Genomic DNA, 22,659 nt, shown 5'->3' with positions numbered 1-22,659 from the left:
ATCAACGCACCGCGGAGTCCCGCACGATCTCGTCGGCTCCGGCCCCCCGGTCCGGCTCCTGCACGCCGGCCTGCCCCGACGGCGTCTCCTCCTTGGAGGCGGCCGGTACTGGCAACAGCCGGCGCAGGATCTGGTCGAGAACGGCCCCGATCAGCACAGCACCGGCCACTCCGATGACCATCGCCAGCAGGTGGTTGTCGCCGATCAGGCTTGAGGTGCCCGCCCCCACGAGCACCGCGTAGCCGGCCCAGGCGATGCCGGCGATGATGTCGACGGCCAGGAAGACCTTGTAGCTGAACCGGGTGGCACCGGCCATCGCATTGACCACCACCCTGCCCGCCGGGATGTAGCGGGCCACCAGGATGCACAGCGGTCCACGTCTGCGCAGCTGGTGGCGCGACCAGGTCACCATCTTCTGACGCCTGGGACCGCCCGTCAGCCAGTGGGTGGTGCCCAGTCGGCGTCCGATCCAGTAGGCGATGTTGTCCCCGGCCACCGCACCCGCTGCCGCAGCGATCATCAGCCACCACCAGGGCGGCTGGCCGACGGCGGCCAACGCCACCACCAGGGATTCGGAGGGAACCGGTGGGAAGAAACCGTCGATGGTGCAGAAGGCGAACAGTGCCAGCAGCACCCAGGGCGCACCGGCATGCATCGCGATGAGGTTGTTGATCTGGTCGAACCAGGCTGCCAGTTGCACCTCTCAAGTCTTCCACGCCCATTGCCCCGACGGGTCAGACCGGGGTTCGGAGTTGGGGCCCCAGGGCATCCGACCGAGGTGACATCCGCCCTCGCCGACAGCCTCAGAGGTCCCCGGGGGGCCCGAAGGTCGCGGCTCGCTCAGCGACGCCCCTCCAGCAGGTCGGAGTAGATCCTCCCCAGCCGGCCTGCCAGGGCCTGCGGGGAGAACTGCTCGGCTGCCTGCCGGGCGATCTCATCACGATCGAAGCCGGCCAGCCTCCCCAGGAAACCGGTGAGCCCGGCTCGCAGCTCGGGATCGGAGAAACCCGATGTGATGACGCCATCGCCTGGGCCGATGAACCCCTCCGGGCCGCCGCAGGGGGTGGACAGCACGGGGGTGCCCGAGGCCAGCGCCTCGGCGTGGGCCACCCCGAAGGTCTCCCAGCGGGAGAACAGTGCGAACCCGCCGGCACCCGCCAGCTCACGGGCCAGCTCGCCACGGGTGCGGCGCCCGACCAGGGTGATGCGATGGCCGAGATCCTGCCGGGCGAGCAGGCCTTCCAGCTCGGCACGTTGGGGGCCCTCGCCGAGGATCCGAAGCCGCAGCTCGGGAAAAGCGGGTCCGAGGGCGATGACGGTGCGGCACAGCGGCACCATCCCCTTGCGGTCGATCAGGTTTCCCACGCTGACCAGGGTGTGGAGGTCCCGGTGCCGCCGGTCGGTCGGGTGGGGTGCGAAGGTCTCGATGTCGACGACGTCGGGCACCACCTCGGCCCGGACTCCGTACTCCGAGGACAGGATCGCAGCCAGAGCCGACGAGACCGCCAGCACCCGATCGGCCCCGCCCAGGCCCACCCGGCAGTCCTCGACCCGCAACCGGCTGGTCTGCCCGGGTCGCAGGTGGGAGTCGTGCTCGGTGACGACCAGTGGCACTGCCCTGCCCGTCGCCCCGCTGCCCGGCAGCCCGGCCCGCATCAGGGCCGCCGCGTACCGGGAGAAATGGGCGTGCACCAGGTCAGGGGGGCCGAACCGGTGCACCACCGCCCTCCACAGCCGAGCCATCGCAGCGGCATGGGCGGCATGGTCGAGGGCGGCCGGCAACCGGCCGAGGGCCACATCGAGCCGGACCACGTCGATCCCCTCGACGCTGACCTGCGAGATGCCCAGGTGCCGGCGATGCCGGATCGAGCGGGCGTCCAGGGCGGCGACCACGACCCTCAGGCCGGCGTCGCGAAGGGCCTTGGCCTGGTCGAGCTCGAATACTCCGCGCAGCGGATCGGAGGCCGAGGGGGCTCCGCGGCTCACCACCAGGACATACATGGGATCACCTCCGGTTGACCACGACGGTGCCCAGCATCAGGTCGTCCAGGCCACGGCGGTCGGCGCCGATGATGACCGCCGGGATGACGATGCACTTGAGACCCGCGCGTACCACGGATCGCCACCAGCCGATCGGGCGCACCGGGGCGGCAGACCCTGCCGGAGCGGCAGACCCGGCGGTCTGAACCGGTGTGGCGAGGTCCAGCCTCACCACCGCGACATGGGACAGCAGCTGCCCGAAGGACCCCGAGGTGAGGGCGGTGAGGAATGCCCTCTCGACCAGGAAGACCACCATCGTCATCCAGGCCCGCCAGCCCTGGTCGCGGATCACCCCGACCCCGAACACCGAGATGGCGACCACCATCGAGGCGGCCCAGTCGATCAGCAGTGCCCCCAACCGACGGCTCCAGGGCGCCAGGGAGCCCCGGCCGGTGGCCGGCAGTCCCAGGCCCGAGCCGGGGTAGGCCTGGTCGTCGGGCCCCGCCCCGCGATGAGGGTCCGAACCGGCCTGGCGGAAGTACTGGGTGGACGGCACCCGCTCAGCCTAGCGAGCCCCACGGTGAGGAGCAGTCAGATCAGCTCGTCGTGGTGACCGACGTGCTCGAACTCCACGCTGCCGTCGGCGCACATCCACCAGGTGAGTCGGGGGGCGCCGGGAGACTCAGCCTTGACGTACGTCCGCCAGGCCGTTGCGCCGTCGTGACGCACTCGCTGCTTGCCACCGCGGGCCGCGTCGTTGAAGGGGTGGGTGACGTGCCGGTCCCAGGCCTGCCCGGCCAGGATGTCGACCATCACCCGCACCGTCTTGCCGCGTGGCACGATATCGGCCCCCAGGGAGTCCAGGAATCGTCGGGTGAGGGTGTACGTCATCAGGCCCGAGCCCCGCTCGGCCTCCGGGGTGCCCTGCAGCCACTCCTGCTCGATCTCCCAGCGCAGTTGACGCTCCGGATCGGCCCACACCTCGACGAGGGCCGAGCCGTGCGGGCCTGCGGCATCGAGACGCTGCTGAAGATCGGCATTCTGCTCCTCCAGCATGTCGGCCCGGGAGCGCTCCTGGTCCTGGGCCTGGAACTCCTGGTTGAGCAGCGTGAGCAGGCCGTCCTCGACACTGGCGATGACCTTGTCGACGACCGACTCGACGCTCTTGTCGAGCAACTCCTGCAGGGTCTCGACGTCGAGGGTGATGGTGCGCGGTGGAGCCGTGGGAACCGGTTCGGCCGGTGCACCGGCGGGCTGCGGGCGCTGTGTCGGCGGCGCCGCCGGGGCCTGCGCGGCCGGGGTGGATCGGGCAGCCGGTGGTGGGGCGGTGACCACCCGGCGCAGCCCCGGCCCCGGCTTCGGCGCCGGACGGATCGGCCCGGGGCCCACCGGTTCCCGGTTCGCGGCACCGGGGCCGGCCGCGTCGACTGCCGCGGGCCGGGCGGTGTCCGATCCCGGCCCGTCCCCGGCAGCACCGTGGAGGCCATCGCGGCCCGACATCAGCTGACGGCGGTAGGCCAGGAGCTGGGCGGCCTGCGAGGGATCCAGGAAGACCGTCGCCTGTCGTCCCACACTGTGGCTGGCCGGGCCGATCCCCTGGATGTCGGCGACATGCCCGGCGATCAGCGCGCAGACCTGGTCGGCGTCATCCTCGGGATAGATCGTGAACCGCCGGTGACGACGCCAGTTGTCGGTACGGGAGGCGCCCGGCAGGATCACCCGCACCGACCCGCCATAGCACTGGAACTGCGGATCAACGGCGTCCGAGAGCAGGTTGGAGGCCTCCATGCTCGCCAGCACGGCCACCTCCGCACCGGCCGGCAGCAGCTCCACCAACCGGGCGACGTCGATACGGGGCCGCAGAGTCTGGGAGGTCGGGGAGACCACCACCAGAGGTTCGGTCCGGCTGGCATCGAAGATCCGGGTGACCAGGTGGCCGACCTCCGAACTGCTGACCTGCCAGGTCGTTGCCATGGTCGCTCCTTGCCTGCCGGTGAGGTGTCTCTCCAGACTGCCACCGGCGGGCCTTCCGGGCGCCTGGAGCGAAGGCGCGCACGCCGTCATGGTGCGATCAGGACAGCTCTCTGTAACATTCCTGAAACACGACGGTGACGCCTGAGCAACCGGCCACGGATAGTTTCAGGGCAACACCACATCATAGATGGAGGAACGATGTTCGAAGGTCCTGACGACCTGCTTGAGTTCGTGAAGAAGGAAGGCGTCGAGTTCATCGACGTCCGCTTCTGCGATCTCATCGGTATCATGCAGCATTTCGCGGTTCCCGCCCGCGAGTTCGACAAGAAGCAGTACGAGGAGGGGCTGGCCTTCGACGGCTCCTCGATCCGTGGCTTCCAGAAGATCAACGAGTCGGACATGGCGCTGAAGCCTGATCCCGGCAGCGCTTGGCTGGATCCCTTCCGCGAGCACAAGACCCTGATCCTCAACTTCTTCGTCACCGACCCGATCACCGGCGAGCTGTACAGCCGCGATCCCCGCAACATCGCCAACAAGGCTGAGGCCTACCTCAAGTCCACCGGCCTGGCGGACACCGTCTTCATGGCTCCCGAGGCCGAGTTCTACGTCTTCGACGACGTGCGCTTCGACACCAATCAGAAGACCTCCTACTACGCCATCGACTCCGAGGAGGCCGCCTGGAACAGCGGCCGCCTGGAGGATGGCGGCAACCGCGGGTACAAGGTCAAGTACAAGGGCGGCTACTTCCCGGTGGCCCCGACCGACCACTTCTGCGATCTGCGTGACGAGATCGTCACTATCATGGAGGGCCTCGACATGAAGGTCGAGCGCGCCCACCACGAGGTCGGCACCGCCGGCCAGGCCGAGATCAACTGGCGGTTCAACACCCTGACCAAGGCCGCTGACGATGTCATGAAGTTCAAGTACATCGTGCGCAACGTGGCCTGGAACCATGGCAAGACCGCGACATTCATGCCCAAGCCGATCTACGGTGACAACGGCTCCGGCATGCACGTCCACTCCTCGCTGTGGAAGGGCGGCGACCCGCTGTTCTTCTCCGAGACCGGCTACGGCCAGCTGTCGGACATGGCCCGCTACTACATCGGCGGAATCCTCAAGCACGCCCCCTCGCTGCTGGCCTTCACCAACCCCAGCGCTAACTCCTACCACCGTCTGGTCCCGGGCTTCGAGGCTCCGGTCAACCTGGTCTACTCCCAGCGCAACCGTTCGGCCTGTATGCGTATCCCGATCACCGGCCCGAACCCCAAGGCCAAGCGCGTCGAGTTCCGGTGCCCTGATCCCTCGGCCAACCCGTACATGGCCTTCTCGGCCCTGCTGCTGGCCGGCCTGGACGGCATCCAGAACAAGATCGAGCCTCCGGCCCCGGTCGACAAGGACATCTACGAGCTGCCCCCCGAGGAGCACGCTCAGCTCAACCACGTGCCCAGCGATCTCGGCTCGGTGCTGGACAACCTCGAGGCCGACCACGAGTTCCTCACCGCCGGAGACGTCTTCACCCCCGATCTCATCGAGACCTGGATCGACATCAAGCGCGGCGACCTGTCTGATCTGCAGCAGCGCCCGCACCCCTACGAGTTCGACCTCTACTACGACGTGTGATCTGTGACCGGGGGCCTTCGGGCCTGCGCCGGTAACACTGTCGCTCGGCCCCTCTCCTGCAGGATCGTCTAATGACGTCCTGCCGGAGAGGGGCCGTCGTCGTCCACGGCGCGGGTCCGAACGTGGCTGGGCGACGGGGCCGGTAATCTATCCGCCATGACCACGGTCGGGGACATCCGCAAGCTGCTGGACGGCTGGTACCCACCTCGGCTGGCCGAGGAATGGGATCGCCCGGGACTGACCTGCGGGGATCCCGGCAGCCAGGTCACCTCCATCGCCTGCGCCCTGGAGGCCACCGACGAGGTCGTCGAGGCTGCTGTCACAGCCGGCGCCCAGATGCTCGTGGTCCACCATCCGCTGCTGCTACGTGGCGTCTCCTCGGTGGCCGCCGACACTCCCAAGGGTCGGATCGTGCACCGTATGATCCGCGATGGGGTGGCCCTGATGAGTGCTCACACCAATGCCGATGCGGCCATCGGCGGTGTCAACGATGTGTTGGCCGAGCTCTTGGGGGTCACCCCGGATGCTCCCCTGGAGCCCTCCCCCGCCGCGACCGATCCGGCGGAGGGCATCGGACGGGTCGGCCTGTTGGATCGGCCGATGACCCTGCGCCAGTTCACCGACCGGGTCGCCGAGCGGCTGCCTGTCACCGTCTGGGGGGTCCGGGCCGCCGGCGATCCGAAGTCGATGATCCGCAGGGTGGCACTGTGCTCAGGTGCCGGGGACTCCCTGCTCGACGCCGCCGCGGCCAGTGGGGCCGACGTCTACCTCACCAGCGACCTACGCCACCATCCCGCCGACGAGTCGCTGCGGGCCGGCGGACCCGCCCTGGTGGACACCGCCCACTGGGCCTCGGAGTCTCCCTGGTGCGCCGAGGTGGCCGATCGGCTGGCCGCCGCGACCGGCCTGGAGACCGTCGTGATCGCAGTCCGCACCGATCCGTGGACGATCGGCGTCCACCCCAGACCATGAGAATCAGCACGTTGAGAAGCAGACGATCGTGAACGCGAGAAACGACAGGCAGTTCATCGACGACACCGAGGCGGTGGTCCGGCTCGGTTCCATGCTGCTGTCGGCCGGAACCGGCTCCTACCGGGTCAAGCGCGCCATGGAGAGGGCCGCCGAGGCGCTGGGGATGGATCGCCACGACGCCTCGGTAGGGATCAACGAGATGAGTGTCACCGCCCATCGCGGCGACAACTTCCGCACGGTGGTCCGCCAGGTCTACCGGGTCGGGGTGAACTCCCGGCGCATCGAGGCGCTGGAGTACCTGTCACGTCATCTGCCCGATCCGTGCACCGCCGCCACTCTGGAGGCCGCGCTGGACAAGGTCTCGCGCACCGTGACGGCACGATGGAAGCCCTGGCAGTCGGTGCTGGCCGCCGGTGTCGCCTGCGCAGGATTCTCGGTGCTCAACCGGTTCTCCCTCACCGACTCCGCGGTGGTACTGGTGGCAGCCGCCTGCGGCCAGCTGGTGCGCAGGTCGGCGTCGAAGAGGTACCTCAACCAGTTCGGCACCACGGCACTGGCCGCCGCCACCGCCAGCCTCGTCTACCTCATCGTGGCGGCTCTGGTGAACTCCACCGGCATCCAGATGCTGCGGGTCGGCGACCCCGGATATGTCGCCTCGCTGCTCTTCCTGGTGCCCGGCTTCCCGATGATCACCTCGATCCTGGACCTGGCCCGGATGGACTTCACGGCTGGGCTGGCCCGGGCGGCGTACACCTTCGGGCTGGTGGTCTCGGCGACGATGTCGGCCTGGGTCATCTCCTTCCTCACCGGGTTGACGCCGTTGGCCACCGAGTCGGTACTGCCGGCGGTGTGGCGGTGGGTGGCCTACGGTCTGGCCACCTTCTTCGGGGTGTGCGGCTTCGCCGTGCTGTTCAACTCCTCCCGGAGAATGGTGCTCATCGCCGCCTCGATGGGCACCGTCGGCAACCTGAGCCGGATCGCCCTCACCACCGCCTCGGTGCCCAACCAGCTGGCAGCAGGGGTCGGCGGTCTGGTGATCGGCCTGCTGGCGGCTCCGATCACCCGCCGGTTCCACCTGCCACGCATCACGGTCACCGTCCCTGCCTGCGTCATCATGGTGCCCGGCACCGCGATGTACCGGATGATGTACTGGCTCAACGCCGACGACACCGTCCAGGCCCTCGGATTCGGGGTCGACGCCGTGCTGGCGGTGGTAGCCATCGGCATCGGCCTGGCGATGGCACGGATGCTCACCGATCGCGGCTGGACCTTCGCCCGCCCGATCCCCAGCCCGCACGCCTTCAGGTTCGAGCTGGAGGACTGGCAGGCCAACTCCCCCTCCCCCGAAGCACCCCCGAGCCTGCCCGCTCCCTCGGGCACTCAGGACCAGAAGAGCTGATCGACCGCCTTGGCGGCCAGCCGGCAGCGCCGCAGGTGGTTCTCCACCACCCGGGCAGAGGCACCCACTCCCAGTCCGAGCAGCCGGGCCACGCCGTCCAGCTCGCGCGGGTCGGTGGGCAGCACATCGGAGGGCCGACCGCGCACGACAAGGATCGCATTGCGCATCCGGGAGGCCTCCCGCCAGGCGACCTGGAGGGCGACATCCTGGGTCTCGGTGATGAGCCCGGCATCCAGCGCGGCCCGCAGTGCCGCAGCCGTGGAGGTGGTGCGCAGCCCCGGCACCTGGTAGCCGTGCTGCATCTGGATCACCTGCACCGTCCACTCGACATCGGACAGGCCGCCCGGACCCAGCTTGAGGTGGCGCTTGGGGTCGACACCGCGCGGGATGCGCTCGGTCTCCACCCGCGCCTTGAGCTTACGGATCTCCGACAGCTGGGCGGCGCTCAGCCCTCCTTCAGGCCAGCGCAGGTGGGCGACGCCGTCCAGCAATGAGGTGGTGAGCCCCCGGTCGCCTGCTCCGTGCCGGGCCCGCAGCAGCGCCTGGGACTCCCAGGTGCTGGACCAGCGCCGGTAGTAGGCACGGTAGCTGGCCAGGCTCCGCACCAGCGGGCCGGAGCGCCCCTCGGGCCTCAGCCCGGCGTCCAGATCGAGTTTGGGGTCGGGTCCGGCGGCACCGAGCAGGTTGCGCACCCGGGTGACGATCCGGATGGCGTCGGCCAGTATCTCGGGGTCGTCGTCCTCCACGACGAACATCGCGTCGGCGTCGGAGGCGTAGGACATCTCGGCCCCACCCCAGCGTCCCATCGCCACCACGCCGATTCGCGGCGGATTCTCGAACTCACGGGAGACCGTCTCCAAGGTGGCATCGACCGTGGCGCCGGCCAGGTCGGAGAGCCCGGCACCGGTCTGCAGGACGTCGATCCGGTCGAGGATGTCGGCCACCACGATCCGGAACAGCTCGCGACGCCGGACGCCCCGGATGGCAGTCACGGCCTCCTCCACCGTCTCGTGGCGGGCTGCCACCGCCCTCATCTCGCGGACCAGGTCGTCATGGCCGCGGGGCGCAAGGTTCTCCTCGACAAGGATCTGGACCGTCTCGGGGGCGCGGTCCAGGATGTCGACGGCGTACTGGCTGGTGGACAGCACGAAGGCCAGCCGCTGGGCCATCGGCCCCTCATCACGCAGCGCTCTCAGATACCAGTGGGACCTCCCCAGCGACTCCGAGACCTTGCGGAAAGCGAGCATCCCGGCGTCCGGGTTGGGGCCACCGGCCAGCCACTCCAGCATCACCGGCATCAGCTGGGCCTGGATCTGCTTGGTCCTGGTGGTGCCCTGGGTGAGGGCCTTGATGTGACGCAGTGCCGCCTTGGGGTCGGCGAAGCCGAGGGCGTGCATCCGGTCCTCGGCAGCCTGCGGGGACAGCCGCAGCTCCGTCGAGGGGACCCTGGCGACGGCCTCGACCAGCGGCGAGTAGAACACCCGGTTGTGGGCTCTCAGCACGAACCGGGAAGTGGCCCGCCACACCCCGAGGACCTCCTCGGCGGTGTGGACGCCGACGCTACGGGCCAGTCGCCGCAGGCCCTGTTCATCAGTGGGCAGCAGATGGGTGCGGCGCAGCTGGAACATCTGGAGGCGGTGCTCCATCAGCCGCTCCAGCCGGTAGGCGTTGTCCAGCCGTTCGGCATCTCCCCTGGAGATGTAGCCGCCGTCCGACAGCGCGGCCAGCGCCGCCAGCGTGGAGCGCACCCGCAGGGAGTGATCGTGACGGCCATGGACCAGCTGCAGGAGCTGGATGGTGAACTCCACATCCCGCAGCCCGCCGGATCCCAGCTTGATCTCGCGACCTTTCTCCCGGGCCGGGATCAGGGAGACCACCCGGGCGCGCATCGCCCTGGTCTGGGCGACGAACTGCTCCTTCTCGCCGACGCTCCAGACCATCGGTTGGACCAGGGTGCAGAACTGGCCGCCGAGCTCCAGATCACCGGCCATCGGACGGGCTTTCAGGAGGGCCTGGAACTCCCAGTTCTTGGCCCACTTGCGGTAGTAGCTGGCCATCGACTCCAGGGTGCGCACCAGCGGGCCGGCGTTGCCCTCGGGGCGCAGCGCGGCATCAAGTTGCCAGATGGAGCCGGCCGCGGTGTGGGATGAGCAGATCCGCGCCATCGCGGCGGCCAGTTTCGATCCGACCTCCACAGCGGTCGCGGTGCTGACCTCCTCGCGGGCGGGTTCGACGACATGGATGACGTCGACGTCGGAGACGTAGTTGAGTTCCTGGGCGCCGCACTTGCCCATCGCCACCACCGCCAGTCTCACGTCGCGGTGGCCCGGGGTCTGGGCGCGAGCCAGGGCCAGCGCGGCCTCGACGATGGCATCGGCCAGGTCTGCCAGCTCAGCGGCGATGGTGTCGAGGATCCGCGTGGGATCGGGGGCGTCGACGTCACGGCTGGCGATCCGGACCAGGTGGCGCCGGTTGGCCAGTCGAAGGGCGTCGGCGCCCACCGGTCCGGCACTGGAGGAATCGGCCACCAGAAAGCCGTCGGCATCCGGCATGGCTCCGATCGAGGCGAACAGGTCGGCCGCGATCTCCTCGGCGCTCCAGCGTCTGGGGGCGGCCGTCACCTGGGCGAGGTCCTCAGGGTGGGCCGACAGGTGGCGGCCCAGTTCAAGGGAGACCCCGAGCAGCCGGATCAGGCGCCTGGCCACCGCGCCTCCGGACTGGGCATCCGACAGCACGTCGCGAACGGCCGCCGGCGCGGCGGCGGAGACGTCGACCAGGCTGTCCAGGGCCATGTCGACATCGGCGCACTCCTCCAGATGCTCCTCCCAGGCGGCCAGGCCGCTGGTCTCGATGTCGAGGATCTGACAGACCCGCTCGTGCAGGCCGGCGGCGCGGGAGCCATCGGCGGCACCGCGTCTGGCCAGTTCGGCAGCGATCGTCGTCGTCCGGTCCATCGGGGCGCCTCCTCGAGCTGGCGAATGGTCAGGAACCGAGACTAGCGTCACAGGCATGCCAGTCGACCCAAAAACTCGCAACGACCGGAGGGTACGCCGGGCATCCTCGGGTTGCCTCCAGGTGGCTGACGCCGTCATCGCCACCGATGTGGACCAGGCTGGCCTGGCGCACCTGATGGTGGTGCTCACCGCTGGAGTCCAGGCCCTCGGCCTGCCCGCCCAAGGCCCGGCCCTGAGCTTGACGCAGCTGCTGGATGCCCGGGCCGAGCAGGCCGGCGAGCTGGACCGGATCGCCGGCCAGGCGGTTGCTGACGGCGGCGCCGAGGGGTTGGCGGGGCAGCTGTCAGTGCTGCGCGATCGACTCGGCCGGCTCCTCGACGCACCGCTGCCGCAGCAGGTCGGGGCGGTGGCCGGCCCGGTGGAGCCCGCCACCGTGCTGGAGGAGCTGACCATCGAGTGCTGCGCGATCGGGCTGATGGCCGGTGCGACGGTGCCCCGGGCCGGCCTGATCGCGGCCTCACGCAGCCTGGCCGGGGTACTGGGGGGACGATTCGGCGGCCGCACCATCGAGATGCGGATCCCCCCGGCCACCGCCGTGCAGCTGGAGGCCTTCGGACAGGGCCCGCATCACCACCGCGGCACCCCGCCCAATGTCGCCGAGACCGACCCGCGAACCTTCGTCCAGCTGGCCACCGGGCTGCTCAGCTGGCAGGACGCCCGTGCCGCCGGCCGGATTCAGGCCTCCGGCTCACATGTCGACGCGATGGCCCAGATGCTGCCCGTGGTCGACCTGAGCTGATCGGAACCCGGCTCGGTGGGCGGGCCCCGGACAGCACCCAGGTCACAGGTTCGGAAGGAAGCGATCCAGTTCGAACTGCGTCACCTGATTGCGGTAGGCGTCGAACTCGGCCTTCTTGTTGCGCAGGAAGTAGCTGTAGACGTGCTCGCCGAGGGTCTCGGCGACCAGTTCGGAGTCCTCCATGCAGCGGATCGCCTCGTCCAGGCTGGTCGGCAGCGGGCGGATCCCCATCGCCACCCGTTCCCGGCTGGTGAGGCCCCACACGTCGTCGGAGGCCTCCTCGGGCAGCTCCATCTCGTGCTCGATGCCGTCCAGCCCGGCGGCCAGGATCATCGCGTAGGCCAGGTAGGGGTTGGTCGCCGAGTCGATGGAGCGGATCTCCACCCGCGCGGAGGCCGCCTTGTCGGGCTTGTAGAGCGGCACCCGCACCAGGGCCGAGCGGTTGTTGCGTCCCCAGCAGATGTAGCTGGGCGCCTCGCCGCCACCGTTGAGACGCCGGTAGGAGTTGACCCACTGGTTGGTCACCGCGGTGTACTCGGGGGCGTGGCGCAGCAGCCCGGCGACGAAGTGCTTGCCGATCTTCGACAGCCGGGTCGGGTCGGAGGCGTCGAAGAAGGCGTTGTTGTCCCCCTCGAACAGTGACACGTGGGTGTGCATCCCCGACCCGGGGTGCTCGGTGAAGGGCTTGGGCATGAAGGTGGCACTGATACCGCGCAGTGCGGCGACCTCGCGGATCACCACCCGGAAGGTCATGATGTTGTCGGCCATCGTCAGCGCGTCGGCGTACCGCAGATCGATCTCGTGCTGCCCGGGGCCGGCCTCATGGTGGGAGAACTCCACCGAGATCCCCATCTGCTCGAGCATCGTGATGGAGTCGCGACGGAAGTCGGTGCCGGCGCCCAGGGTGGTGTGGTCGAAGTAGCCACCGTCATCCAACGGTTGCGGCCTGGTACCGGCCTTGTGATCCTCGGTGAGCAGGTAGAACTCGATCTCGGGGTGGCAGTAGAAGGTGAACCCCTTGCCGGCAGCCTTCGCCAGGGCCCGCTTGAGGACGTAGCGGGGGTCGACATAACTGGGGGTCCCGTCGGGATTGCAGATGTCGCAGAACATCCTGGCGGTGCCGGTGCCCTGCCGCCAGGGCAGCATCTGGAAGGTGGCGGGATCAGGATGGGCCACCATGTCCGACTCATAGACCCGGGTGTAGCCCTCCACGGCCGACCCGTCGAAGCCGACTCCCTCGGCGAAGGCGCCCTCCACCTCGGTCGGCGGGATGGCCACCGACTTCAACGATCCCAGGACATCGGCGAACCACAGTCGCACGAATCGGATGTTGCGCTCCTCCATGGAACGCAGGACGAACTCGGTCTGCCTGCTCATGAGGGCCAGTCTGCCGCCAAAACGTTGCAATCCCATAACGTGACGGCGTTTTTCGGATGTACGCCGGGGTGGCGCCCACAAGTTCGCCACATACACTCACCCCCATGGCCCGAGCAGGTTGGTACCCAGACCCCGACGGAACACCGGATCGCTTCCGGTGGTTCGACGGCCAGGCCTGGACCGATCAGACCACCATGGGCGGCCGGGGCGGGGCCGGTGGCGGCTCCGGGTCCGGGGCCAGCCCCGATACCCTGACCACTGAGCGTGCGCCGCGCAGCGGCGGTCCCATCAGAGCAGTGCTGGCAGCTGCCGTGGTGATCCTGGCGCTGGTCCTGGTGGGTTGGCTGGTGATGCGGCCCAAGCCGGACAACAGCCAGCTGGCCCAACCCGATCAGAACTCCTCGACGCCCACGGTCTCGGCCTGGAACGAGAAGTCGGCCACCCCCAGCGCGGGTTCCTCGGTGGTCAAGTGCCCCAGCGGAGATGTCTCGAAGGCGGCCGGGTCCAGTGACGGACGGCTGCGCTCCGGCAGGATCTCGGTGGCCCGCATCTCAGGCTGGGGGGATCAGGCACTGGACATGCCCTGGGTGCGCAACATCTCCTCGCAGACCGACACCGTCTACGTGGCCAGCCCCACCGGATGGATGAGTGTCTCGGGGGTGGGTCAGCTGGCCGCCGCCGATGGCTTCTCCGATGCCAAGACCGCAGCCCAGATGATGACCGACTGCTTCGCCAGCTCCCAGTACTACTCGGGCTTCACCGGCTCCAAGGTGATCTCCCAGCAGGAGTTCGACCGCAATGGCCACACCGGCTGGTGGGTGCGCTCGGAGATCTACGTGACGATCCCCCAGCTGCCCCAGGTCCGTGGCGACGTCGTCGACGTCGTGGTGATGGACACCGGGCAGAGCGACTTCATGGGGGTCTACTTCAACTCCGCCACGATCGGCGACTCGGCCCGTCAGAAGCTGGTGGACGCCGCCCGGGAGTCGATCCAGGTCAGTTGAGCGCGCGGTCCCCCTGGCCGACGGACTCGGCCCGCATCCATCGACTGGCGATGAGCGTGCACGGCGCAGGGGCCTACCGCCGCAGGACCACGCCGGAGCGGCTGAGCCGCTTCGACGAAGGCCTCGCACTCCCCGAGCGGATCACGTCCGCTTGCCGCCGGCCACGACAGCGGCAAGACCCGAGACCTGCCGACGGCGGTCGGGTGTCGCAGCATGGTCAGCCAGAAGGGCTTCCCGCCCCAGGCCGAGCGAACGCGTTCCTCGCCGGCATCGGCGACACGGTCACCGCGGTGATGACCGACCACGGCGCCTGCTACCGGTCAGCTCTGCCGCAGGGCGTCGACCGGCTCGATCCGGGATGCCCTGCTGGCCGGGTAGAGGCCGGCGAGGCCGCCGACCAGCAGGCCGGCGACGGGTCCGAGAACCGCGAGGCGCCAGTCCAGAACGGCCGTCCACTGCTTCGCCCAGCAGGTCGCCACGACGATGACGGTGCCCAGGCTCGCACCGATCAGCCCGCCCAGGGTGCCCAGCGTCACAGCCTCGACGAGGAACTGGGAGAGGATGTGTCGCGACCGTGCTCCCAGCGCCCGCCGCAGACCGATCTCGGGGGTGCGCTCGATGACCGACACGAAGGTGGTGTTGGCGATCCCCACCATCCCGATCACCAGGCTCACCGCGGCCAGCAGCAGGAACAGCCCCTCCATGTCGGTGTTCACCTGATCCTTCAGGGAGGAGATGTCCGGGGGCTTCGTCACCTTGTATGTGCCGGCCAGATCGGGGTTCACCGCGTCGGCGAGTTGCGACGCGACCACGGCCGCCGCCCCGGGGCGCACCTGCGCCCACAGGGTGAAGGCGCCGGCCCCCGTCGGCGTTCCGAACAGGGCACGAGCGGTCGTACTGGGGATGATGACGGCATTGAGCAGTTCCGCGTGCCGCTGGGTGTTCGACAGGATGCCCATCAGGAAGAAGCGATGACCGTCCATCCAGATGGTCTGTCCGACGGCGGCCCGCGTGATGGACAGCTGTCGGGCAGCCCCGGGGCCCAGCACGACCACCGGCTGGGCGGTGCGCTCGTGCCAGTCGTTGTACAAAGCCCCAGAGGACAGTGTCGCACCGGCCTCGGCGAGCAGACCGGGGGACGCGGCCATGTAGGCCAACTTCGTGTCCGGATCGGTGGTGCCGGGCGGCGGGAGGAGCGAGACCTGTCCCTTCACGTCGTGAAGGCTCCAGCCGATGCCTGCCTCCTCCACCCCGTTGATGGATTTCACGCGCTGCTCGGCGTCGGGCCGAAAGGTGTAAGAGGCGACGGTCACCCCGTCCCCAGGGTCGGTGATCGAGACCTCGTTGGCGGTGAGCGGGTCGAATCTGCTGCCGATCTGGGCGGCGGCGGAGCTGGTGAGTCCGAGCACGCACACCAGGACGGCCACCCCGAGCACCGTGCCCAGGGCCGTCATGACGGAGCGTCCGGGCCGCTGAGTGATGCCGGCGAGGGCCTCGGCGAAGAGGTCGGCCGCCCTCATGGTGGAGCGGGGCAGCTGAGGGGACTGCCCGGCGTCCGCGGCCCCGGCCCCACTCCTACGCCATCTCATGGACCCGACCATCCTTGATCTGGATCTGGCGGTCCCCGTGCCGAGCGATCACCGGATCGTGGGTGATGATGACGATGGTCATCCCCTGGTCGTGGAGCTCGTCAAGGAGATCGATCACCTGGGCCCCGTTCTGGGAGTCCAAGTTTCCGGTGGGCTCATCGCAGAGCATGAGGTGGGGACTGTTCATCATGGCGCGGGCGATGGCAGTGCGTTGCATCTCGCCTCCCGACAGGTTGCGGGCGGGCGCGTTGAGGCGGGCGCCGAGCCCGACGCTCTCGATCACCTCACTGGCCCGCTCCCATCGCCGTGCCGGCGGCATCGACCGGTACAGCCCCGAAAGGCACACGTTCTCCAGCACGCTGCGGTGCGCCATGAGATGGAAGGACTGGAACACGAAACCGAGCCAGCCGCCGCGGATCGCGGTGCGCTGGTCGGCACTGAGCCGCCCGGTGTCCACCGCATTGACCACGACCGAGCCGGTGCTGGGACGGTCTAGCAGCCCGGCCAGGTTGAGCCAGGTCGACTTCCCGGAGCCACTGGGCCCGCACACGGTCACCAGGTCGCCGCGTTCGATCACCAGGGAGCAGGGATGCAGGGCCGTGACCTCCGGCGGGCCGGCGTAGGTGCGGCCCGCCGCCACGAACTCGAGCACCGGACCGACGGCGGAAGGAGCACCGATCATCTCGAGCTCGGTGAGGAGGAGGGCTGGATGGAGTCGCCGATAAGCACGGTGTCTCCCTCGGAGAGGCGACCGCTCACCTGGACACGTCCGTCTCCCTGAAGGCCGGTGACCACCGGCACGACGCGTCGAGTCCCCTTATCGACGATGGTGACGGAGGTATCTCCCCTGGCGCCGGTCGCCACAGCGCTGATGGGCACGTTGAGCACCGGGGCCTGGGAGGTCGCGGTATTGACGATGACCCTCACCTGGGTACCCTCCCCGGCAGTGATCGGATCGCTCGGAGCGATGACGATGCCGACCTGCTCCTCGACTGTCTGCGCGGGCTGGCCCTGCCCGTCCTGACCGGAGGAGGCCGTCGTGATCTGGACGGCGGACACCACCGCTGCGTGACGGGCTCCGTCGTCGGTGACGATCTCGGCGCTCTGGCGCGCCTTGACTCCCGTCGCGCTAGCCGCATCGAGACCGGTGACACTCGCCACCAGGGCACCGCTCACGAGAGTGAACGCGGTGCCGCTCGCCTCCTTGCCGACCGCGGTGGACAGCGAGGCGACGGTCGCGGGCACCGAGGGCACGAAGACCACCTCGGAGCGGGGCAGCGTCGGCCCAGCCTTGGCCTGCGCCCGTTCCAGGGCCGTCGAGGCGTCGGCGAGGGTGTCCTGGGCCTCACCCAGTTGCCGTTCGGCCGAGCGCAGCGCCCTCCTGGCATCGACGATGCCGTCCTGCTGGGAGGTGTCGGTGCCGGACTCCTGGGAGGTGGCGGAGCCGGACGAGGATGCTGCGGGGACCGACTGAGCCGCCGGCCTGCGGGCTCGCGTGAGCGCGATCCTCGCAGTGTCCACGTCGTCCTGACGGGACTGGACGGCCTCCTTGGCCGAGGCGACGGCCGAGCGAGCCTCCTTCACCTCTTCATTGCCGGTGCTGGCGACCTTGTAACCGAGCTTGCCGTAGAGGCTCACCAGAGCGTCCTGTGTGTCGGGGCCGAAGCCACTCTCCTCGCCGGAGAGATAGTGCAACGAGCGGAGCGCCTTCTGCAGCTGGACGACGTCGGGGCCGGTGCCGCCGGGACTGATGGTCCGGTATGAGGGCATGGCTCCGGGCAGCAGGATCACCGGCCGCCCGCTCACCTCCAGCAGGACGCTGCCGCCTTGGACGCTCTGGCCCTCCGTGACCCGGAGGCTGCTCACCACGGCGCGTTCGGCATCCTCACCCGTTGCGGAGTCCAACGTGACGTCGGTCCTGATGCCTCGCTGGAGGCTCGCCCCGAAGGGCACGGACCGGGTGACGACGGACTTCTTGACGGTGTCGGTGAGTGGCGTGACCGGAGGTGGAGCGGTGTCGGCCTGGCGCTGGGCCGGCGACTTGAGGAAATGGCCGGCGATCAGCCCGACCGCCAGGAAAGCCACCGCGATCACAGTCATGACGGCGATTGCCCTGGCGCTTCGCCGCCGGCGCGGACCGGCCGCCATGAACTCACCCTCGTCGTCCACCTGCTGGTACCTAGCCCTTCGCGATGATGCCGCGCGCGGTCACCAGAGCCTTGCGCACGCCGTTCTGGGCCGACGTGAACTGCGCCTGGTGCGCGACGATGTACTGATTCTGGTAGGCCGTGTCCAGTGCGTACATGATGCCGTAGTAGTTGATCTGCTGGGAGCAGGTGGCGTCGTCGACGGCCACCTTGACCTGCTGGGCGCGAGGTTTCCCGGCCACCGACTGGACGGCGTCATCCTTGTGGGTGAAGGTGTATCCCTTGGTCTTCATGCACGCCGCCCACTTCTTCTCGGCGTCGAGCAGTCGGGAGTCGTTGTCGAGCCGGTCCAGAGCGTTGTCGAGACCGTCGGACGAGAGATGGATGAGATCGGCCCAGTAGTCCTTCTCATGATCCTGGATCTCGGCGTTACCCTCACCGTAGCAACCACCCTGGGGCAGGAGGTTGCCGTTCTTGTCCTTCAGGGAGGATTTCTGGCCGTCAGCGGTCACTCCGTTGAAGACCTCCCTCTCCTTCGGATTGGCCGGAGCCGCGTCCTTCACCTTCTCCTTGTCGTCCACCTTCACCGCGTACCGCGGGTCCTGCTGGTAACCGTACTGTCGTGCCCCGTCCAGCGAGACGACGGTGCTGTAGCGTCCATCCAGTTCCAAGGCATCGCTGGGCAGTCGCACGTTGTCTGGTTTCTGGCTGCTCACCACACCGAACCGCAGAGAGCACTTGTTCGCGACGATAATGACGGCGTTCTGAAGGGTGGCCGCATCCTCGGGGCTGAGGATGTAGGAGGCCATCGGGGCCTTGATCTGACTCAGCGAGGTGATGGGCGGCGGGTTGTCCGGGATGGAGACCGAGGCCTCGTTCCCGCCCGTGTCACCGCCACGGGAGCAGGCTGTCGCCATACTGGCTAGGGCAAGGACCCCAGCCAGCATGACTAGCATTCTTCCCGAGTGCATCATGAGATCTTGAACGAGCTGGCCCGGTCATTCAGAGAGGCTCCGACATACCCGATGTTCTGCCCGTAGTTCACATATCCGGTGGAAACACCACCGTATCCCAAGTTCGTGAAGAGATCGACGTCGCAACCTGCAAAGTCCTGAGCGCCACTCACGACATCGTTCCAGCCGCGGTCCCCCATCCAAGACATGACGGTGTCAGCATCGCTCGTTGATGCTGTACAATTTCCTGTCCCCAGAACGGTGAGCTTGTGACCCCCGTTGTAGTTCTCCCACAACACAGCCCTAGTAACCTTGCCAGAGGACCAGCTCGCATTCGATACGGCGTTCGCTCCGGGCGACGTAGCAATGACGGACACCCGTGTGACACCGGCCATCGCAATCGCCGCGATTCTCTTTTTCATGGTTGCCCCTTATCCTCGTCGTTGGTCGACGAGAACCACAGTATGGGATGTGACGATAACTGTCGAGCACTCTGGGCGAAAACGGTCCTTTTGGGCCCCTATCCCGGTCGTCCACCAGAAATCGTGAAACAGCTGCCGAGATCCTCCCCGCCCACGGTGCCGTAGGTGCATCACAACGCCTTCGGCGCCTTCTCGCGCTGTCAGGGTGATCGACAGATTCCCATCAGGGGTGTCCTTTCGGCCACCCAAGCCCCATCTCGGGCGACCACTCACGATGCACATACACACAGCCAACGGAGGTCTACGCCCTTCATGTGAACTTCCCCTGGCGGCAGCCGTCTCGGCGCTCTTCATCGCGATGCTGACCTTGGCCTCGCCGCGGCCCGGATGATGACCGAGTGCTTCGCCAGTTCGCAGTACTACTCCGGGTACACCGGCTCCAAGGTGGTCTCCCAGCAGGAGTTCGACCGCAACGGCCACACCGGCTGGTGGGTACGCACCGAGATCTACGTGTCCATCCCGAACCTCCCCCAGGTCCGCGGAGACGTCGTCGACGTCGTGGTGATGGACACCGGCCAGAGCGACTTCATGGGGGTCTACTTCAACTCCGCGACCATCGGGGACTCCGCCCGCCAGAAACTGGTGGACGCCGCCAGAGAGTCGATCCAGGTCAGCTGAGCGCGCGGCCCCCCAGCCTTCGAGCGCCCCCTCGCGCGTCACCACCTGGGTCATCGGGAGGTCATGTGGGCGACCGCTCCCACCGCCAGCAGTCCGGCAGCCCAGGCCCATCCAATCCCGGAGGAGGGCCCGAGGATGGGCCAGTTCCAGGCGGCGTCACCTCCGTAGTTCGTTCTGCCGGTGAGCACTCCGATGAGGATCCAGCCCACCGCAGGCAGCGATATCACCGCCACCGCCAAGAAGCGTCCGGCGAGAAGAGTGAGCCCGATCCCGGCGGCCGTGCTGCGGGCGCAGATCAGCGACGCATCGCGGGGACCGGCGACGGCAGCGGCCAGGAACAGGACCACCAGCAGGACGCCGAATGCTACGTCCCAGATCCGTACTGGCCGGGCCGAACGGGACTCGGTGAGACGATCGGGCCGGGCCAGTCCGATCCCGTAGGCGACGATCACCGGCAGCGGGATGAAGAATCCCAGGGGCTCGTCCGCGCCGATCGCACCGATGATCGACGGCACCTGCACCCGAACGCCGCCTGTCAGCGCCAGGAGAACACTCAGCAGGAGGGTCAGCGCGTCAGTCGCCAATCCGCCTCGGCACTTCGCCCACCAGATGAAGGCCCGCCCTGTGTCGAGAATCCCCCTCATCGGCAGGCAGCCAGGTAGTCAAGGTCGGCGTTGACAGTCCGGCCCTGCTGAGCCCTCGGCTTCACCAGCAGCGCCGTAGCCCAGTCCCGGGCCTCCCGGTCCAGTCCGAAGCGTGCAGCGTCCATCCCGCCTCCGACCTGGGCGCCGGCGGAGCGCACCAGCCATGCCTGGGCGCGCTGCTGACGCTGGATCACCTCAACAGGCACCTGAGTGCCGGGGGCCTGGTAGGAGGCCGTGGCGAGAGCCTGGCTCACCTGGTTGAGAATGTCGAAGTCCGTGTCGTATCTGGCGTTGGCCACGAGCGCGGCGGCATCCCGGCTCCCCGGCTCAAGGCCGGTCGCCTCGGTGAGGGAGGTCGGCGTGCGCACCCCGTACACCTGCCATCGCGAGAATGCGGCGTCCGCCAACGAGACGATGTGGCGCGCCTGTCCGTCATGCTCAGGCAGGACGCAGACGGTGACCCGCTCGCCCGTCGTGCATGCGACGGCGGCGTGGCGTGGATCAACGGGCTCCCACCCGAGATGGTGGACCTGCACACCACCGAGTACCAGTCCAAGCGCCAGCGCCGCGACCACCCCGGGGCCTATCGACAGCCGGACCGATCTGCTCATGGTCCGGCTCCGCCCCCAGATTGCGAGTCCGGCGGCCACGAGCACGCCTGCCAGCACAGTGAGCGTCCCGGTGACCGCCGCTGGAGCCAGCGTCTGGTCGACCTGGCAGCAGACAACCCAGTCTCCGTTGAGATGACGCAACCACGGCACCGAGTTGACCGGGGCCAGGATCAGCCACAACACGGGGACGGCGAATGAGACCGGCAGAGCGACGACTGGCGGGGACCACAGGCCGGCGGCGATTCCCGCCAATGCCCACACCCACAACGACAGGATGGTCGTGGTGACCACGGCCATGGAGGCCCCACCCGAGAATGCCCGGTGCCGGGCGAAGACGATGACTGCGACGGCGGTGGCGGAGACCACCGACATCAGCCAGGGTGCCGCCAGGACTCGTGGAACGGATCGCCTGCGGGGCCAGGTGAGAACTCCCGCCCGCCTCAACCTTCCGCCTTCCCACGCCCCGGCAAGCGCACAGAGACCGGTGGCCAGCAGCAGATCGAAGGAGTCACGGGTGGCCACCGCCAGCCGGTATCCCTCGCCGGAACCCTCCTGACCGCCGAGGTTGGCTGCGACCAGCAGGGCGACGAGCGGGGTCAGCCACATCCCGGCGGAGACGCGCACTCTGGTGAGCCACCTCACAGCGCGATCTCCTCTGATCGGAGCAGGCTCAAGTAGGCTCGTTCCGCCTGACCGGGGCCGGGACCTGCGAGCCCGAGGAACTCTTGGGGGGTGCCGGTGAATCGCATCTGCCCCGCCTCGATCACCGCCACGACGTCGTAGAGCTCGCTGATGTCGTCGATCTGGTGGGTGGAGACGATGGTCACCCGGTCTCCGGGAATGGAGCGGAGGACGGACCGGAATCGCAGCCGCTGGGCCGGATCGAGGCCGGCGGTGGGCTCGTCAAGGAGCAGCACCTCCGGTTCGGCGACAATCGCCTGGGCCAGCCCTACCCGACGCAGCTGTCCCCCTGAGAGCCTTCCCGCCTTGGCGTCAGCCTTGCCGGCCAGATCCACCTGCTCGAGCGCATCCCCCGCGCGTCGCGCGGCCCGCCGGGCCGACAGTCCGGCGAGCCAGCCTGCATAGGCCACCTGCTCGGCGACGGTCAGGCCCGGCACTGGCGCGATGGACTGCGGCATGATTCCGACTCGTGATCGCAGCTCACGGCGGGAGGTCGGGCTGTCGGCTCCCGGCAGCAGGACCGCGCCGGAGCGTGCCGCGAGCGCACCCGACAGCACGCCGAACAGGGTCGACTTGCCGGCCCCGTTCGGACCGAGCAGCACCGTTCTGGAACTGCCGAACTGGCAACTGAGGGATCGTAGGACAGGCGTCGAGAAGTAGGAGAAGTCAAGTCTGTCGATCCGCAGCGATCCACTGGTGCTTGCGGAGAACACTTCAACCATCCCCTGAATTCGTGAAACTTGGGTTTGGATGACCTTACGACGACGTTTCACTCCGGTACAGATACGAGACCAAGATCGGTACATTTGGACACCTCTTCCGGCTCTCCGGGAACCGAGGCCATCACCGCAAGAG

General features: G+C 68.5%; 19 protein-coding genes and 2 pseudogenes. 7 read left to right on the top strand and 14 right to left on the bottom strand.

What is annotated here, in order from left to right; all coding sequences use genetic code 11:
* Window position 1: 1 nt before the first annotated feature.
* From G554_RS0112445 to G554_RS0112430, 4 genes are all read right to left on the bottom strand, one after another.
* The gene (locus G554_RS0112445) at window positions 2-700 is read right to left on the bottom strand and encodes a DedA family protein (RefSeq protein WP_027588159.1); all 699 of its coding nucleotides are present in this window, start codon (window positions 698-700) and stop codon (window positions 2-4) included.
* A gap of 140 nt (window positions 701-840) precedes the next feature.
* A complete protein-coding gene (locus G554_RS0112440; protein ID WP_027588158.1) occupies window positions 841-2,001 on the bottom strand; it encodes a glycosyltransferase in 1,161 nt (386 codons plus the stop codon).
* A 4-nt stretch (window positions 2,002-2,005) separates the two neighbouring features.
* Window positions 2,006-2,449 (bottom strand): RDD family protein, encoded by a 444-nt coding sequence (locus G554_RS0112435; RefSeq protein ID WP_027588157.1) that lies wholly within the window; start codon window positions 2,447-2,449, stop codon window positions 2,006-2,008.
* 122 nt (window positions 2,450-2,571) lie between these two features.
* Window positions 2,572-3,954 carry a hypothetical protein gene (locus G554_RS0112430; RefSeq protein ID WP_027588156.1) on the bottom strand — a complete coding sequence of 461 codons (1,383 nt, stop codon included), beginning with the start codon at window positions 3,952-3,954 and terminating at the stop codon, window positions 2,572-2,574.
* A gap of 198 nt (window positions 3,955-4,152) precedes the next feature.
* Here G554_RS0112430 and glnA (G554_RS0112425) point away from each other — a divergent pair, with 198 nt between their 5' ends.
* The 3 genes from glnA (G554_RS0112425) (at window position 4,153) to G554_RS16230 (ending at window position 7,945) form a co-directional block, all read left to right on the top strand.
* Entirely contained in the window at window positions 4,153-5,574 is a 1,422-nt protein-coding gene (gene glnA / locus G554_RS0112425) for a type I glutamate--ammonia ligase (protein ID WP_027588155.1), read from the top strand.
* A 156-nt stretch (window positions 5,575-5,730) separates the two neighbouring features.
* Complete coding sequence (locus G554_RS0112420; protein ID WP_027588154.1) at window positions 5,731-6,546, top strand: Nif3-like dinuclear metal center hexameric protein; 816 nt, start codon at window positions 5,731-5,733, stop codon at window positions 6,544-6,546.
* Window positions 6,547-6,637: 91 nt separating this feature from the next.
* Window positions 6,638-7,945, top strand: coding sequence for a threonine/serine exporter family protein (locus G554_RS16230; protein WP_084648565.1), 1,308 nt, complete (start codon window positions 6,638-6,640; stop codon window positions 7,943-7,945).
* Here G554_RS16230 and G554_RS0112410 read toward each other — a convergent pair.
* A complete protein-coding gene (locus tag G554_RS0112410) occupies window positions 7,927-10,899 on the bottom strand; it encodes a bifunctional [glutamine synthetase] adenylyltransferase/[glutamine synthetase]-adenylyl-L-tyrosine phosphorylase (protein ID WP_027588153.1) in 2,973 nt (990 codons plus the stop codon). The two genes, G554_RS16230 and G554_RS0112410, sit on opposite strands and share 19 nt — an antisense overlap.
* Before the next feature lie 55 nt (window positions 10,900-10,954).
* Between G554_RS0112410 and G554_RS16225 the strand changes: the two genes are divergently transcribed.
* Complete coding sequence (locus tag G554_RS16225) at window positions 10,955-11,698, top strand: sterol carrier family protein (RefSeq protein ID WP_071162201.1); 744 nt, start codon at window positions 10,955-10,957, stop codon at window positions 11,696-11,698.
* A gap of 42 nt (window positions 11,699-11,740) precedes the next feature.
* On the opposite strand, the gene glnA (G554_RS0112400) is transcribed toward G554_RS16225, so the two are convergent.
* Window positions 11,741-13,042, bottom strand: coding sequence for a type I glutamate--ammonia ligase (glnA, locus tag G554_RS0112400; RefSeq protein WP_027588152.1), 1,302 nt, complete (start codon window positions 13,040-13,042; stop codon window positions 11,741-11,743).
* Window positions 13,043-13,131: 89 nt separating this feature from the next.
* Here glnA (G554_RS0112400) and G554_RS18595 point away from each other — a divergent pair.
* Together G554_RS18595 and G554_RS18460 are read left to right on the top strand one after the other, a co-directional pair.
* Window positions 13,132-13,260 (top strand): annotated as a pseudogene (locus tag G554_RS18595) (DUF2510 domain-containing protein); the annotation flags it as partial.
* A gap of 393 nt (window positions 13,261-13,653) precedes the next feature.
* Window positions 13,654-14,079 carry a hypothetical protein gene (locus tag G554_RS18460; RefSeq protein ID WP_036925881.1) on the top strand — a complete coding sequence of 142 codons (426 nt, stop codon included), beginning with the start codon at window positions 13,654-13,656 and terminating at the stop codon, window positions 14,077-14,079.
* A 320-nt stretch (window positions 14,080-14,399) separates the two neighbouring features.
* Here G554_RS18460 and G554_RS0112390 read toward each other — a convergent pair whose 3' ends face one another.
* From G554_RS0112390 to G554_RS17755, 5 genes are all read right to left on the bottom strand, one after another.
* A complete protein-coding gene (locus tag G554_RS0112390; protein ID WP_027588150.1) occupies window positions 14,400-15,668 on the bottom strand; it encodes an ABC transporter permease in 1,269 nt (422 codons plus the stop codon).
* A complete protein-coding gene (locus G554_RS0112385) occupies window positions 15,655-16,350 on the bottom strand; it encodes an ABC transporter ATP-binding protein (RefSeq protein ID WP_027588149.1) in 696 nt (231 codons plus the stop codon). Before G554_RS0112385 ends, G554_RS0112390 begins: the two co-directional genes overlap by 14 nt.
* A complete protein-coding gene (locus tag G554_RS0112380) occupies window positions 16,347-17,768 on the bottom strand; it encodes a hypothetical protein (protein ID WP_126412628.1) in 1,422 nt (473 codons plus the stop codon). Before G554_RS0112380 ends, G554_RS0112385 begins: the two co-directional genes overlap by 4 nt.
* Window positions 17,769-17,847: 79 nt before the next feature.
* Window positions 17,848-18,732: a hypothetical protein gene (locus tag G554_RS0112375; protein ID WP_036981183.1), complete on the bottom strand. Its 885-nt coding sequence runs from the start codon at window positions 18,730-18,732 to the stop codon at window positions 17,848-17,850.
* A 53-nt stretch (window positions 18,733-18,785) separates the two neighbouring features.
* Window positions 18,786-19,190, bottom strand: coding sequence for a hypothetical protein (locus tag G554_RS17755; RefSeq protein WP_154654280.1), 405 nt, complete (start codon window positions 19,188-19,190; stop codon window positions 18,786-18,788).
* 378 nt (window positions 19,191-19,568) lie between these two features.
* Between G554_RS17755 and G554_RS16220 the strand changes: the two are divergent.
* Window positions 19,569-19,868: pseudogene (locus G554_RS16220) on the top strand (DUF2510 domain-containing protein); the annotation flags it as partial.
* A 50-nt stretch (window positions 19,869-19,918) separates the two neighbouring features.
* Here G554_RS16220 and G554_RS0112360 read toward each other — a convergent pair.
* The 3 genes from G554_RS0112360 to G554_RS0112350 are packed head-to-tail and all read right to left on the bottom strand — an operon-like array spanning window position 19,919 to window position 22,490.
* On the bottom strand, window positions 19,919-20,452 hold the full coding sequence (locus tag G554_RS0112360; RefSeq protein WP_027588145.1) for a hypothetical protein: 534 nt from the start codon (window positions 20,450-20,452) through the stop codon (window positions 19,919-19,921).
* A 56-nt stretch (window positions 20,453-20,508) separates the two neighbouring features.
* Window positions 20,509-21,765 (bottom strand): DUF7224 domain-containing protein, encoded by a 1,257-nt coding sequence (locus G554_RS16870; protein ID WP_051233057.1) that lies wholly within the window; start codon window positions 21,763-21,765, stop codon window positions 20,509-20,511.
* The gene (locus G554_RS0112350) at window positions 21,762-22,490 is read right to left on the bottom strand and encodes an ATP-binding cassette domain-containing protein (RefSeq protein ID WP_027588144.1); all 729 of its coding nucleotides are present in this window, start codon (window positions 22,488-22,490) and stop codon (window positions 21,762-21,764) included. The genes G554_RS16870 and G554_RS0112350 overlap by 4 nt, the downstream gene beginning before the upstream one ends.
* Window positions 22,491-22,659 lie beyond the last annotated feature (169 nt).

The organism is Acidipropionibacterium thoenii DSM 20276 (genome assembly GCF_000423445.1).
In the GTDB taxonomy this organism is placed as follows: domain Bacteria; phylum Actinomycetota; class Actinomycetes; order Propionibacteriales; family Propionibacteriaceae; genus Acidipropionibacterium; species Acidipropionibacterium thoenii.
This window is presented reverse-complemented; position numbering and strand designations above follow the sequence as displayed.

Bases quoted from the DNA above. Each gene is read 5' to 3' on its own strand.
- G554_RS17755 (WP_154654280.1), bottom strand. From the start codon at position 19,190: ATGAAAAAGAGAATCGCGGCGATTGCGATGGCCGGTGTCACACGGGTG.
- G554_RS0112430 (WP_027588156.1), bottom strand. From the start codon at position 3,954: ATGGCAACGACCTGGCAGGTCAGCAGTTCGGAGGTCGGCCACCTGGTC.
- G554_RS16225 (WP_071162201.1), top strand. From the start codon at position 10,955: ATGCCAGTCGACCCAAAAACTCGCAACGACCGGAGGGTACGCCGGGCA.
- G554_RS0112380 (WP_126412628.1), bottom strand. From the start codon at position 17,768: ATGACTGTGATCGCGGTGGCTTTCCTGGCGGTCGGGCTGATCGCCGGC.
- G554_RS0112410 (WP_027588153.1), bottom strand. From the start codon at position 10,899: ATGGACCGGACGACGACGATCGCTGCCGAACTGGCCAGACGCGGTGCC.
- glnA (WP_027588155.1), top strand. From the start codon at position 4,153: ATGTTCGAAGGTCCTGACGACCTGCTTGAGTTCGTGAAGAAGGAAGGC.
- G554_RS0112440 (WP_027588158.1), bottom strand. From the start codon at position 2,001: ATGTATGTCCTGGTGGTGAGCCGCGGAGCCCCCTCGGCCTCCGATCCG.
- G554_RS0112385 (WP_027588149.1), bottom strand. From the start codon at position 16,350: ATGATCGGTGCTCCTTCCGCCGTCGGTCCGGTGCTCGAGTTCGTGGCG.
- G554_RS18460 (WP_036925881.1), top strand. From the start codon at position 13,654: ATGCCCTGGGTGCGCAACATCTCCTCGCAGACCGACACCGTCTACGTG.
- G554_RS0112375 (WP_036981183.1), bottom strand. From the start codon at position 18,732: ATGGCGACAGCCTGCTCCCGTGGCGGTGACACGGGCGGGAACGAGGCC.
- glnA (WP_027588152.1), bottom strand. From the start codon at position 13,042: ATGGAGGAGCGCAACATCCGATTCGTGCGACTGTGGTTCGCCGATGTC.
- G554_RS16230 (WP_084648565.1), top strand. From the start codon at position 6,638: ATGCTGCTGTCGGCCGGAACCGGCTCCTACCGGGTCAAGCGCGCCATG.
- G554_RS0112390 (WP_027588150.1), bottom strand. From the start codon at position 15,668: ATGAGATGGCGTAGGAGTGGGGCCGGGGCCGCGGACGCCGGGCAGTCC.
- G554_RS0112420 (WP_027588154.1), top strand. From the start codon at position 5,731: ATGACCACGGTCGGGGACATCCGCAAGCTGCTGGACGGCTGGTACCCA.